The organism is Allobosea sp. LjRoot237, from assembly GCF_964253285.1.
In the GTDB taxonomy this organism is placed as follows: domain Bacteria; phylum Pseudomonadota; class Alphaproteobacteria; order Rhizobiales; family Beijerinckiaceae; genus Allobosea.
This window is the reverse complement of sequence record NZ_CAXUQP020000001.1, coordinates 607,979-620,113: the sequence shown is the minus strand read 5'-3', so window position 1 is coordinate 620,113 and position 12,135 is coordinate 607,979. Positions and strand designations below refer to the sequence as shown.

General features: G+C 65.7%; 10 protein-coding genes. 7 read left to right on the top strand and 3 right to left on the bottom strand.

The window, feature by feature from the left end:
* Positions 1 to 14 precede the first annotated feature (14 nt).
* Positions 15 to 806, top strand: a complete 792-nt coding sequence (gene phnC / locus ACSQ24_RS02900; RefSeq protein ID WP_436093229.1) for a phosphonate ABC transporter ATP-binding protein — start codon at positions 15 to 17, stop codon at positions 804 to 806.
* A complete protein-coding gene (phnE, locus tag ACSQ24_RS02895) occupies positions 803 to 2,434 on the top strand; it encodes a phosphonate ABC transporter, permease protein PhnE (protein ID WP_436093228.1) in 1,632 nt (543 codons plus the stop codon). Before phnC ends, phnE begins: the two co-directional genes overlap by 4 nt.
* 40 nt (positions 2,435 to 2,474) lie before the next feature.
* On the opposite strand, the gene ACSQ24_RS02890 is transcribed toward phnE, so the two are convergent.
* The 3 genes from ACSQ24_RS02890 to ACSQ24_RS02880 are packed head-to-tail and all read right to left on the bottom strand — an operon-like array spanning position 2,475 to position 5,827.
* Positions 2,475 to 3,575, bottom strand: coding sequence for an amino acid ABC transporter permease (locus ACSQ24_RS02890; protein WP_436093227.1), 1,101 nt, complete (start codon positions 3,573 to 3,575; stop codon positions 2,475 to 2,477).
* A complete protein-coding gene (locus ACSQ24_RS02885; protein WP_436093226.1) occupies positions 3,572 to 4,777 on the bottom strand; it encodes an amino acid ABC transporter permease in 1,206 nt (401 codons plus the stop codon). The genes ACSQ24_RS02890 and ACSQ24_RS02885 overlap by 4 nt, the downstream gene beginning before the upstream one ends.
* 15 nt (positions 4,778 to 4,792) lie before the next feature.
* Positions 4,793 to 5,827, bottom strand: a complete 1,035-nt coding sequence (locus ACSQ24_RS02880; RefSeq protein ID WP_436093225.1) for an amino acid ABC transporter substrate-binding protein — start codon at positions 5,825 to 5,827, stop codon at positions 4,793 to 4,795.
* 345 nt (positions 5,828 to 6,172) lie between these two features.
* On the opposite strand from ACSQ24_RS02880, the gene ACSQ24_RS02875 reads away from it, so the two are divergent.
* From ACSQ24_RS02875 to ACSQ24_RS02855, 5 genes are all read left to right on the top strand, one after another.
* Complete coding sequence (locus ACSQ24_RS02875; protein WP_436093224.1) at positions 6,173 to 7,504, top strand: LLM class flavin-dependent oxidoreductase; 1,332 nt, start codon at positions 6,173 to 6,175, stop codon at positions 7,502 to 7,504.
* Between the two features lie 58 nt (positions 7,505 to 7,562).
* The gene (locus ACSQ24_RS02870; protein ID WP_436093223.1) at positions 7,563 to 9,182 is read left to right on the top strand and encodes an ABC transporter substrate-binding protein; all 1,620 of its coding nucleotides are present in this window, start codon (positions 7,563 to 7,565) and stop codon (positions 9,180 to 9,182) included.
* Between the two features lie 5 nt (positions 9,183 to 9,187).
* Positions 9,188 to 10,435, top strand: coding sequence for an acyl-CoA dehydrogenase (locus ACSQ24_RS02865; protein WP_436093222.1), 1,248 nt, complete (start codon positions 9,188 to 9,190; stop codon positions 10,433 to 10,435).
* Between the two features lie 65 nt (positions 10,436 to 10,500).
* A complete protein-coding gene (locus ACSQ24_RS02860; RefSeq protein ID WP_436093221.1) occupies positions 10,501 to 11,553 on the top strand; it encodes an NADP(H)-dependent aldo-keto reductase in 1,053 nt (350 codons plus the stop codon).
* 93 nt (positions 11,554 to 11,646) lie between these two features.
* Entirely contained in the window at positions 11,647 to 12,096 is a 450-nt protein-coding gene (locus tag ACSQ24_RS02855) for an RrF2 family transcriptional regulator (protein ID WP_436093220.1), read from the top strand.
* Positions 12,097 to 12,135: the final 39 nt, after the last annotated feature.

Here is a 12,135-nt window from a genome sequence, read left to right as displayed (position 1 = left end):
GCCATAACCAGCTCATGAGCGCGCTTCCCGTCGCAGAGGCGCCCGGCCATGGCCGGGCGCTCGTCATCCGCAACCTCGTCAAGGAGTACCGCAAGGGCCAGCCGGTCCTGCGCGACATTTCGCTGAGCGTCACCGAGCCCGGCATCGTCGCGATCATCGGCCCGTCCGGGACCGGCAAGTCGACGCTGATCCGCTGCATCAACCGGCTGGTCGATCCGACCTCCGGCTCGATCATGCTGGGCGGGACCGATCTGGCGAAGCTGCAGGGCGAGGCACTCAGGGCTGCGCGCCGGCGCCTCGGCATGGTCTTCCAGGAATACAATCTGGTCGAGCGGCTGACGGTGATCGAGAATGTGCTCTGCGGCCGGCTCGGCTATGTCCCGGTCTGGCGCGCCTGGACGCGGCGCTTCCCCGAAGCGGACATCGCCCGCGCCTTCGCGCTGCTCGAATCCGTCGGCCTCGCCGACTTCGCCACCCGCCGCGCCGACCAGCTCTCCGGCGGCCAGCGCCAGCGCGTCGGCATCGCCCGCGCGGTGATGCAGGAGCCCGACCTCATCCTCGCCGACGAGCCGACCTCCTCGCTCGACCCCAAGACCTCGGTCGAGATCATGGAGCTGCTCGCCAAGGTCGGCCGCGAGCGCGACATCCCGGTGCTGGTCAACATCCACAACGTCGCCCTCGCCCGCCGCTATGCGCTGCGCATGATCGGCATGTCCAAAGGCGTCGTCGTCTATGACGGGCCGCCGACCGGGCTGCAGGACAGCCATCTCGCCGAGATCTATGGTGGCGAAGGCTGGATGGAATGAGCGCTCCTCCCGTTAACGCCGGCGGCAGCCTGCGTAATCGCGCCTTTCCGCCGAACTGGTCGCTGCGTATCGGCGCAGCTCTGTTCATCGCCTATGTGATCTATGCCGCCGGCATCGTCGACATCCGCTGGGAGCGTTTCGTCCAAGGGCTCGGCAATGGCGCGCGCTTCCTTGGCCGCATGTTCCCGCCGAACCTGGCGCACGACAAATTGCAGCTGCTCGCGCAGGGCATGCTGGAATCGCTGCAGATCGCCATCATCGCGACCGGCGCCGGCGTCCTGCTCGCCCTGCCCGTCGGCCTCTGCGCCGCCCGCAACCTGATGCCGTTGCCGATGACGGTGCTGGCACGCGGGCTGATCGCACTCTGCCGCACCTTCCACCCGGTCATCGTCGCCATCCTCTTCGTCAAGGCAGTTGGCTTCGGCGCGCTAGCCGGCATCCTGGCGCTGATCGTCGCGACGATCGGCTTCATCGCCAAGCTGATCGCCGAGGCGATCGAGGAAATGTCGATGAAGCCGATCGAGGCGCTGCGCGCCGCCGGCTCGCCCTTCCTCTCGGTGGTGACCATGGGCGTGGTGCCGCAGGTGCTGCCGCGCTTCATCGGCTTTGCCGCCTACCAACTCGATTCGAACCTGCGCAATTCCGCCCTTGTCGGCCTGGTCGGCGGCGGCGGCATCGGCGCCACCCTGTTCACCGCCTTCCAGCGTTTCGACTATGATTTCGTGCTGACCATCATCATCGCGATCATCCTGGCGGTGATGGCGGGCGAGATCCTCTCCGCCTTCATGCGCCGGGTCTATCAGGACGAAGCGCCAAGCGGCGAAGTGAAGATGGGCGCCTCCGGCCCGGTCTGGCACCGCTTCACCACGGCCGAGCGCAGCATGCGCCTCGCCTTCTGGGCCGTCGCGGCGCTGGCGCTCGGCTGGTCTGTCCAGACCATCGAGGTCATCCCGGAATTCCTCTATGACGCCCCGGCGCAGACGGTCGATCTCTTCGCCCGGATGTGGCCGATCGACTGGGCCTACTTCCCCAAGACCGTGCAGCAGGCGCTGATCGAGACGCTGCACACCGCGACGCTCGGCACGATCCTGGCGATCCTGCTGGCGACGCCGGTCGCGCTGATGTGCGCCCGCAACATCACCTCCTCGGCCTGGGTCAACACGCTCGGCCGCTTCATCCTGGTCGCGACGCGCTCGGTGCACACGCTGGTCTGGGCCCTGTTCTTCGTCGCCGTGTTCGGCCCCGGCGCCCTCGCCGGCGTCCTGGCCGTGGCGGTCCATTCGATCGGCTTCACCGGAAAATTCCTGGCCGAGGCGATCGAGGAGGCCAAGCCCGGCCCGATCGAGGCGCTCCGAGCGGCCGGCGCGCCGCGGCGTTCGGTCCTGCTCAAGGGCTTCTGGCCGCAGGTGAAGCCGGCCTTCCTGGCCGTCAGCCTGTTCCGCTGGGACATCAATGTGCGCGAGAGCGCCGTGCTCGGTCTGGTCGGCGCCGGCGGCCTCGGCGTCGCCCTGCAGGCGGCGATGGACAATCTCTACTGGGATCAGGTCGGGCTCGTGCTCGTCGTGATCTTCGCGGTGGTGGTCGTCACTGAGATCGTCACCGCCACATTGCGCGCGAAGGTCATCTAAGCAGGATCGCCGCAATTGGTCGGCGGTCGCAAGCGAGTACTCATTTCGGGCCAGCTAGCCGCGCTCGCCGTCCGGCTGCAAGCCTGACTTCCAGCCACAGGCTGTAGCGGGAGGCGCAGAAGCAGACGATGAAATAGACCATGGCGGCAAAGACATAGGCCTCCCTGTAGAAGCCGAGCCAGTTCGGATCCGTCGCCGACACGCGTGCCGTGTTCAGGAAGTCGAACATGCCGATGATGATCACCAGCGTGGTGTCCTGAAAGATGCCGATCGCCAGATTGACGAGCGGCGGGATCACCGCGCGCAGCGCCTGCGGCAGCACGACGAGGCGTATGGTCCGCCAATAGGACAGGCCCAGCGCCTTCGCCGCCTCGTATTGGCCCACCGGAACAGCTTGCAAACCGCCGCGGACGACCTCGGCGAGATAGGCTGCGACGAACAGCGTCAGCGCCACCTCGGCCCGCAGGAACTTGTCGATCGCCGAGCCGGCCGGAAGCATCAGCGGGAAGAGCAGCGTCGCGGCATAGAGCACCGCGATGAAGGGGACGCCGCGCAGCACCTCGATGAAGACCACGCAGAGAAGCCGCACGCCTCCCATTTTCGAGCGGCGCCCCAGCGCCAGAAGGATCGCCAGAGGAAAGGCGCCCGCAAACGCTCCGATCGCCAGCAGGAAGGTGACCGGCAAGCCGGCCCAGCGCTCGGTCGGCACGACCTCGCCGCCGGGCCAGCCAAGCAGGAGCAGCGGCACGCCGATCAGCGCCGCGCCCCAGACCACAAGCAGGCGCCGGCTCCAGTTTCCCGGCCAGGCCGTGACCGCGAGCAGGGCCAGCATCAGCAGGAGCGCCAGGCCGGCGCGCCAGTGCAGGTGCGGCGGATAGAAGCCGAAGGTGATGAAGCGCAGCTTCTCGGCGATGAAGGCCCAGCATGCGCCTGCACCTGCCACTGCGCAGGCAGCGGCATCGCCGCGCCAGATCGCATCGACAACCGCCCAGCGCAGGAAGAGCGGCGCGAGCCAGAGGACGAGAAGGATGACGCCGAGCGTGATCGCCGCATTGGTGCGCGAGCCGATCAGGTCGGCGCGCAGCTTGCGCCAGCGTTCGCCTCCGTGAGCGAACGCATCCCGCTCCACCATGGCGCTCATGCCGCAGACCGCTCCCGAAGAGCCCAGCGCCGGTTATAGGCGTTCATCGCGGTGGAGACGGCAAGGCTCAGCGTCAGGTAGGCCAGCATCATCACGAGAATGGCTTCCAGCGCCTGGCCGGTGGTGTTGGCGGTGGTGTTGAGGATGTTGACCAGATCGGGGAAGCCGATGGCGACAGCGAGGCTCGAATTCTTGGTCAGGCTGAGATAGCTCGACGTCATCACCGGGACGATGACGCGCAGGGCCTGGGGCAGCACGATCAGGCGCATGATCCGGCCATAGGACAGGCCGAGCGCGCGGCCAGCCTCCCATTGCCCGACCGATACGGACAGGATGCCGGCGCGCACGGTCTCGGCGATGCCGGCCGACGTGTTGACGACGAGCGCGATCAGCAGCGCCATGAATTCGGGCGAGAGCGAGATACCGCCCCGGATGTTGAAGCCGGACAGCCTCGGCAGGTCGATGGCAGGTACAGCACCGAAGAGCGCGGCGACGGCCACCGGCAGCATCGCCGCAGCGAGCACGAATGCCACACTTCGCTTGAGGTTCGAGCGGCCGGTCCGGCGGGGCCGCCATTTCAGCGCGACGCCAACCAGCACGGCAAGCAGGAAGCTGCTCGTCAGGATCGCGGGGGTCGCGCCGTCATCGGCGACGAAGGGGAAGAAAAAGCCGCGATTGCTGAGCAGGACGCCCGGCAGCGGCGACAATGCCTGTCGCGGCCCGGGCAAGGCATGGAAGAGCGCATTCCAGAAGAAGATCTGCAGCAGCAGCGGCGTGTTGCGGACGATCTCGACATAGGTCTGCACGAGGCGCGACAGCAGCGGGTTCGACGAGAGCCTGGCAATGCCGAGCGCGACGCCGAGGATGGTGGCGAGGATGCAGCCGGCCAGCGAGATGCGCACGGTGTTGAGCAGCCCGACAGCGATGGCGCGCAGATAGCTGTCGCCGGCCGAATAGGCGATCAGCCCCTCGCCGATCTCGAAATTGGCGGCATGGCCGAGAAAGCCGAAGCCGGGGGTGAGGCCGACCCGCGCCATATTGTGCATGAGATTGCTGCCGAGCAGCGCGAAGCCAAGACCGACGATCACGAAGACCACCAGCTGCGTGAATGGCTTTTCACCCCACCACTCGGCGAGCGCACGCAAAAGGCCGGGCCCTTTCGGGCCCGGCGCGATCGCCTGCAAGGATGCGGGAGAGTTCATCCCTCGTGGCGACGCTCAGCGGAAAGGCGGCGAGTACAGTAGGCCGCCCTGCGACCAGGGCTGGTTGTAGCCGCGCTCGAAGCCGACCTTGCTCTTCTTGCCGATATTGCGCTCGAAGATCTCGCCGTAATTCCCGACTGCCTTGACGATGTTGTAAGCGAACTTCGGATCGAGTTCGAGCGCCTCGCCGAGCGACTTGTCGACGCCAAGGAAGCGCTTCACGCCGGGATCCTCGCTCTTCAGGAACTCGTCGATATTGGCCTGGGTGATGCCGTATTCCTCGGCCTGGATCGTCGCGTAGACCGTCCAGTTGACGATCTCGAGCCAGCGATCGTCACCCGAGCGGACCGCCGGCGCCAGCGGCTCCTTTGACAGCCGCTCGGGCAGGAGCACGTAATCATCCGGCTTGCCGAGCTGGATGCGGCGCAGGGCGAGATCGGAAGCGTCCTGAGTGAGGGCATCGACACGGCCGGTTTCGAGCGCGTTGACGAACTCCTTGGTCTCTTCGATCACCACCGGCTTGAAGCTCTTCTTCGTCTTGCGGAAGAAGTCGGCGATGTTGAGCTCACCCGTCGTGCCGCTCTGGATACCGATGGTGGCGCCATCGAGCTCGGCCGCCTTGCTGACCCCGAGCGCCTTCTTCACCAGGAGACCCTGACCGTCATAGAAGACGATCGGACCGAAATGGAAGCCGAGCTTGAAGGAGCGCGTCGCGGTCTGGGTGACGCCCGAAAGCAGGATGTCGAACTCGCCGGCCTGCAGCGCCGACAGCCGCTGCTGCGGCGAGGACGAGGTGAAGCTCACCTTCTCGGCGTCGCCGAACACCGTCACCGCGAGCGCCCGGCCGAAATCGACGAAGAAGCCTTGCCATTTGCCGTTGCTGTCCGGGGCGAAGAAGCCAGGTGAAGTGCCGACGCCGACCTTGATCGAGCCGCGCTGCTTGACGGCATCGAGCGTCGGCCCCGCCCAGGCGGCAGTGCCTGCCAGCAGCCCGGCGAAAATGACGGAATACCTCAGCCCACGTCCGAGCCTGTTGGATGTCACGAGCATGATGGTCCTCTTGATAAACGCTCGCGAACGGACGTCGCAGCCAGCGAAATAAGCCACAATATCAATGGACTATTCAAAGGATCGTTCCTTATGCCAACTGGAACGTTCTTTTTAAGAAACGGCAGTGGTGAGAAGAATTTCTCGCGGAACGAGCTCGCAAAGATAACGTTATTCATCGTGCTGCCGGGCAGAGCGATGGCTCACGGCAAAACACAGCCGGACTCGGAACGAGGCGTGTGGTCTCTGGAGTCGAGAGAACAGATTTTCCCTCAAGCCGTATTATATAGTCTATTAATTTAATTGACTAATTGGCGATGCCGCCTAGCCTTTGGGCTGGAGGCAGCCATGACCCGTTCCCGACAGCTTCATCTCAACGTCAATATCCTGCATGGCGGCTTCTACGCCTCGGCCTGGCGTGCGCCGCAGGCCGATCCGCGCGCCAGCATCGATGTCGAGCACTATGTCCGCACCGCGAAGATCGCCGAGCGCGGCAAGCTCGACGCGATGTTCCTCGCCGACCAGCCGGCGCTTGAGGACAGGGCCGAGGAGAAGAGCTTCAACGGACTCGAGCCGAGCATCACATTGGCAGCGGTCGCCGGGGCAACGAGCCATCTCGGGCTGATCGCCACGGTCTCGACCAGCTACAACGAGCCCTACAACATCGCGCGCAGGTTCCAGTCGCTCGACCTGCTCAGCGGCGGCCGGGTCGGCGTCAATCTGGTCACGACAGCGAACGGCGCGGCCTCCGCCAATTTTGGCCAAGGCGTGATGGAGCATGGCCGCCGCTATGCCCGCGGCCAGGAATTCGCCGAGGTGCTGCTCAAGCTCTGGGACAGCTGGGAAGACGGCGCCTTCGTCGGCGACAAGACCAGCAACACCCTGCTCGACAAGCGCCGGATTCATCGGATCGAGCATGAGGGCGAATTCTTCAAGGTCGCCGGTCCCTTGAGCCTGCCACGCTCACAGCAGGGCCACCCGATCATCGTGCAGGCCGGCGGCTCCGAGGATGGCCGCGACTTCGCCGCGCGCTATGCCGACGCCGTCTTCAGCGTCGGCGAGGACGAGGAACTGTCGCTCGCCTATATCGGCGACCTGCGCCGCCGCGCCGTCGCGAATGGCCGTGATCCCCGTTCGATCGTCGCCTTGCCCGGGCTCGGCACGCTGATCGCCTCGACCGAGGCCGAAGTGCGCCGGCGCGAGGAAGAGCTCGGCTCGCTGATCAATCTCGACTATGCGGTGCGCCGTATCGGCGGGACCTTCGGGCAGGACCTGTCGCATCTCGATCTCGATGCGCCCTTCCCTGACCTGCCGATCCCGCCCAATGGCGGCATCACCTTTGCTCGTGCGACGCTCAACTTCGCCCGCAAGGGCAACCTCACCTTCCGCCAGCTGATCTACAAGCTCGGCGGCGGCATCGGCCATCGCGTCGCCGTCGGCACGCCCGAGGCGGTGGCCGACGATCTCGAATCCTGGTTCCGCAGCGGCGCCGCCGACGGCTTCAACCTGATGCCGGACGTGCTGCCTGACGGCCTCGAGATCTTCGTCGATCACGTCGTGCCGATCCTGCAGAAGCGCGGCCTGTTCCGCACCGAGTACCGCGAGACGACGCTGCGCGAGCGCTTCGGCCTGCCGCGTCCGACGAGCCGCTACGCAAAGGCTGAGCTGCGCAGCGCCTGACCTGCCCTTCCCAATCTCCCGGCGCCTCGGTGCCGGCCCCATTCACGGAACGCAACCCATGCCCGAACCCCGCCCCTCGCGCCGCCAGCTCCTCGCGGCCGGCGGCTTGCTTGTCGTCACGCCGACTGGCCTCGTCCCCGAGGCTCTCGCCCAGGCACAGCTCGCTGCGAGCCCGAAGCGCGGTGGCGTGCTGACGGCGCTGATCGATCCGGAGCCGACCGCCCTGCTCTCGGCGGTGAACGTTTCGGGTCCGACCTCCTTCGTCAGCCCCAAGGTGCACGAAGGTTTGCTCGACTATAATTTCGACCTGACGCCGAAGCCGCAGCTCGCCACCCATTGGGAAACCAGCGAGGACGGGCTCTCCTACAGCTTCAAGCTCAGGCAAGGCGTAAAATGGCATGACGGGCGCGATTTCACCGCCGAAGACGTCGCCTTCTCGCTGCTGTTCCTGAAGGCGCATCACGCCCACAACCGCAGCACCTTCGCCAATCTCGCCGAGGTCAGGACGCCTGATCCGCATACCGCGATCGTCGTCTTCTCGAAGCCGACGCCCTATTTCCTAACGGCGCTGATCGCCTCGCAGGCGCCGATCATCCCCAAGCACCTGTTCGAGGGCAAGGACCCGATCACCAACCCCGCTCACAACAACCCGGTCGGAACCGGGCCCTTCGTCTTCAAGGAATGGGTGCGCGGCAGCCATATCCTCTACGAGCGCAATCCGAACTATTGGGACCAGCCGAAGCCCTATGTCGACAGGCTGATCGTTCGGGTCGTCACCGATTCGGCCGCGCGTGCGGTCGCGCTCGAATCCGGCACGGCCGACATCTCCGGCGACAATCCGGTTCCCCTCGCGGAGGTCTCCCGCTTCGCCAAGCTGCCCAATCTGGCGGTCGAGGAGAAGGGCTCCGCCTATTCCGGCGACATCAACCAGCTCGTCTTCAATCTCGACAACCCCTATCTCAAGGAGCGCAAGGTTCGGCAGGCGATCGCCCACGCGATCGACAAGAAGGCCTATCTCGACATCGTCTGGTACGGCTTTGGCGAGATCACAGACGGCCCGATCGTCCCGGCGCTGAAGCAATGGGCCGCCACCGACCTGCCGGTCTACGCCTTCGATCCGAAGCGCGCCGAGACGCTGCTCGACGAGGCCGGCTTCAAGCGCGGCGCCGGCGGCATCCGCTTCAAGCTCACCAACGATTACCTGCCCTATGGCGAAAACTTCAAGCGCGGCTCGGAATTCATCAAGCAGGCGCTGGCGCGCATCGGCATCGAGGTGACGATCCGCGGCCAGGACTTCGCCAGCTATATCCGCCGCGTCTACACCAATCGCGACTTCGATTTCGCCAATGCCTGGCTGAGCAATTATTTCGACCCGACGGTCGGGGTGCAGCGCCTGTTCTGGACGCAGAACATCAAGAAGGGCACGCCGTTCTCGAACGGAGCGAACTACAGCAATCCTGAAGTCGACGCGCTGTTCGAGGCCGCCGCGGTCGAGCCCAATGTCGAGAAGCGCCGGGAGTTGCTGCGCAAGGTCCAGCATCTGCTGGTGCACGACCTGCCGCATTACGACCTGATCGCGCAGAAGAACCTCACCGTCTTCAACAAGCGCGTGAAGAACCACACCGTTTCCGCCAACGGACTGCGCGCGAATTTCGCCGACGTCTATATCGAAAGCTGAGATCGATGGGTGCCTTTCAAAATCCGACCGCGGCGAACCTCCTTTTGCCGGCGCTCGCCCTCCCCGCCGCAGCAAGGCCGGACGAGCTCGCGGCAGTCTTCGCCGAGATCGCGCTGACATCGTCCGAGCGCGACGCCCGGCGCGAGCACCCTTTCGATCTCCTGACCAAGCTGAGAGCCTTGCGCTTCGGCGCACTGCGCCTGCCCGAGAGTGACGGCGGCGCAGGCGCGTCCTGGCGCGAGGTGCTCGGCGCGCTCGTCCGGCTGGGCGAAGCCGATTCCAGCGTCGCCCACATCTTCCGCAACCATTTCTTCGTGACCGAGCGCTTCGTCACCGGCCGCGAGCCCGGTTACAATCCGGCCTGGCGCAAGGTGGTGGCTGCCGGCGCCCTGATCGGCCTCGCCACCACCGAGCTCGACCGCAAGCAGACCGGCGGGCGCGGCGACCTCAAGACCAGGCTGACGCGCGACGGCGACGACTATCGCCTCGACGGCACCAAGTTCTATAGCACCGGCACGCTCTATGCCGACCTGACACTGGTCCGGGCGACTTCCCCGGAGGGCGAGGATGTCTCGCTGATCATCCCGACCGATCGCGAAGGTGTCGAGCGCCTCGACGATTGGGATGGCATCGGCCAGCGCGTGACCGGCACCGGCACGACCAACTTCCACAGCGTGCGAGTCGAAGCCGACGAGTTGCTGACGGATGTGACGTCCTATGTCCAACCCTTCGCCAGCACGATCGCGCAGACGATCGTGACCGCCGTCAACGCGGGCGTATTGCGTGCAGTCCTGCGCGATGCGAAGGCGCTGCTGCTGAGCCGCAAGCGCAATTTCTACTACGCGCTCGCCGAGGTGCCAGCAGAGGATCCGCTCCTGCAGCAGACCATCGGCCGGATCGCCAGTGAGGCCTTCATCGCCGAGCTCGGTATCCTCGCCGTAGGCGATGCGCTCGACGCAGTCGCAGCGCTCAGGGCAAGCGCTCCGGATGATCCCCGCCTGCCCGCGCTCGTCCACGACGCATCGCTCACCGCCGCCAAGACCAAGGTCGTGGTCGACGAATTCGCACTGCGCTCCTCGACCGCGCTGTTTGATGTCGGCGGTGCCTCGGCGGCGACCCTTCGGCAGAATCTCGATCGGCACTGGCGCAATGCCCGCACGCTCTCCTCGCACAACCCCGCGAGTTACAAGGCGCTGGCGCTCGGCGCCTATGAGCTCAAGGGCACTCAGCTGCCGGCGCTCGGCTTCTTCTGAGATCAGCGGGTTCGCGGCCCGCAGCCCCGAACCGGCCTCTGCCCCCACCTGATTGGATCTTCTTCATGACCGACTACCGTCCGCTCGGACGCACGGACCTGCGCGTTTCCGCCATCACGCTCGGCACCATGACCTGGGGCCAGCAGAACACGGAGGCGGAAGGGCACGCCCAGCTCGACCGCGCGCTCGATGCCGGCATCAACTTCATCGACACGGCCGAGAGCTACTCGATCCCGCCGCGTGCCGAAACGCAAGGCTCGACCGAACGCATCATCGGCACCTGGCTGAAGGCGAGCGGCAAACGCGACAAGATCATCCTCGCCTCCAAGGTCGCCGGACCCGGCGACCGCAACTATCTGCGTAAGGACGGCAGCCAGCCCCGCCTCGACAAGAAGAACATCGAGGAAGCCATCGACGCTTCGCTGAAACGCCTGCAGACCGACTATCTCGATCTCTACCAGTTGCACTGGCCGCGCCGGAACGTGCCGCTCTTCGGCGGCGGCTCGCACGCGCCCAATCGCGGCGGCGACGGCTCGGAGGTACCGATCGAGGAGACGCTCGACACACTCGACGGCTTGGTGAAGTCAGGCAAGGTCCGCCATATCGGCCTGTCGAACGAGACCGCCTGGGGCCTGTCGCGGTTCCTGCACCTGTCCGAAACCCATAACTGGCCACGCGTCGCCAGCGTGCAGAACGCCTACAACCTGCTCAACCGCACCTATGAGATCGGGCTCGCCGAATTCCACCAGCGCGAACAGGTCGGCCTGCTGGCCTATTCGCCGCTCGGACAGGGCTTCCTCACCGGCAAGTACCAGCGCGGCGCCCGCCCGGCCGGAGCTCGCACGACCTTGTTCGAGCGCGGCCAGCGCTACCAGAAGCCCAGCACGGAAGCGGCGATCGACAGCTATCTCGCTGTCGCCCGCGATTTCGGCCTCGACCCCGCTCAGCTCGCCATCGCCTATGTCGCAAGCCGGCCCTTCGTGACCTCGGCGATCATCGGCGCAACATCGTTGGAGCAGCTCAACGCCGATCTTGCCGCGCTCGACGTTGAGATCACGCCGGAGATCGAGGCGCGGATCGATGCCGCTCATCAGCTCCATGGCAGCCCGGCGCCCTGAACGTCCGTCACCGAGACCTCTGTCCGCAGCCGACTTACTTGCAGCCCCCGCAAAATAGATCGATATAGTGTACTTCTATGCGGGGGATGGGCAGTGCTGACCAACAAGGGCAAATACGGCATCAAGGCGATGGTCCACCTCGCCAGGCTCGAGGCCGGCGAAACCGCCCAGATCGCCGAGATCGCCCAGCGCAACAACATCTCGAAGAAATTTCTCGACGCCATCCTGCTCGATCTGCGCAATGCCGGCATGCTGCGCAGCAAGAAGGGCCCGGGCGGCGGCTACGCGCTGGCGAAGCCGGCCCGGACCATCAAGGTCGGAGCCGTCATCCGCGCCCTCGAAGGACCGATCGCGCCGATCGACTGCGCCAGCCAGTCGGCCTTCAGGCCGTGCCAGGATTGCGCTGACATCGAAGCTTGCGTCGTCCGCTCGGTGATGCGGGAGGTGCGCGACGCGATGGCGGCAGTGGTCGACAACACCACGATCGCCGATCTCGTCGGCCGCGCCGCAGCCCACAAGCCGGAGATCGATTTCGCGATCTAAAATCTATTTCTTTAGTAGACAAATTATCACGAGAACCTA

Bases quoted from the DNA above. Each gene is read 5' to 3' on its own strand.
- phnC (WP_436093229.1), top strand. From the start codon at position 15: ATGAGCGCGCTTCCCGTCGCAGAGGCGCCCGGCCATGGCCGGGCGCTC.
- phnE (WP_436093228.1), top strand. From the start codon at position 803: ATGAGCGCTCCTCCCGTTAACGCCGGCGGCAGCCTGCGTAATCGCGCC.
- ACSQ24_RS02890 (WP_436093227.1), bottom strand. From the start codon at position 3,575: ATGAGCGCCATGGTGGAGCGGGATGCGTTCGCTCACGGAGGCGAACGC.
- ACSQ24_RS02885 (WP_436093226.1), bottom strand. From the start codon at position 4,777: ATGAACTCTCCCGCATCCTTGCAGGCGATCGCGCCGGGCCCGAAAGGG.
- ACSQ24_RS02880 (WP_436093225.1), bottom strand. From the start codon at position 5,827: ATGCTCGTGACATCCAACAGGCTCGGACGTGGGCTGAGGTATTCCGTC.
- ACSQ24_RS02875 (WP_436093224.1), top strand. From the start codon at position 6,173: ATGACCCGTTCCCGACAGCTTCATCTCAACGTCAATATCCTGCATGGC.
- ACSQ24_RS02870 (WP_436093223.1), top strand. From the start codon at position 7,563: ATGCCCGAACCCCGCCCCTCGCGCCGCCAGCTCCTCGCGGCCGGCGGC.
- ACSQ24_RS02865 (WP_436093222.1), top strand. From the start codon at position 9,188: ATGGGTGCCTTTCAAAATCCGACCGCGGCGAACCTCCTTTTGCCGGCG.
- ACSQ24_RS02860 (WP_436093221.1), top strand. From the start codon at position 10,501: ATGACCGACTACCGTCCGCTCGGACGCACGGACCTGCGCGTTTCCGCC.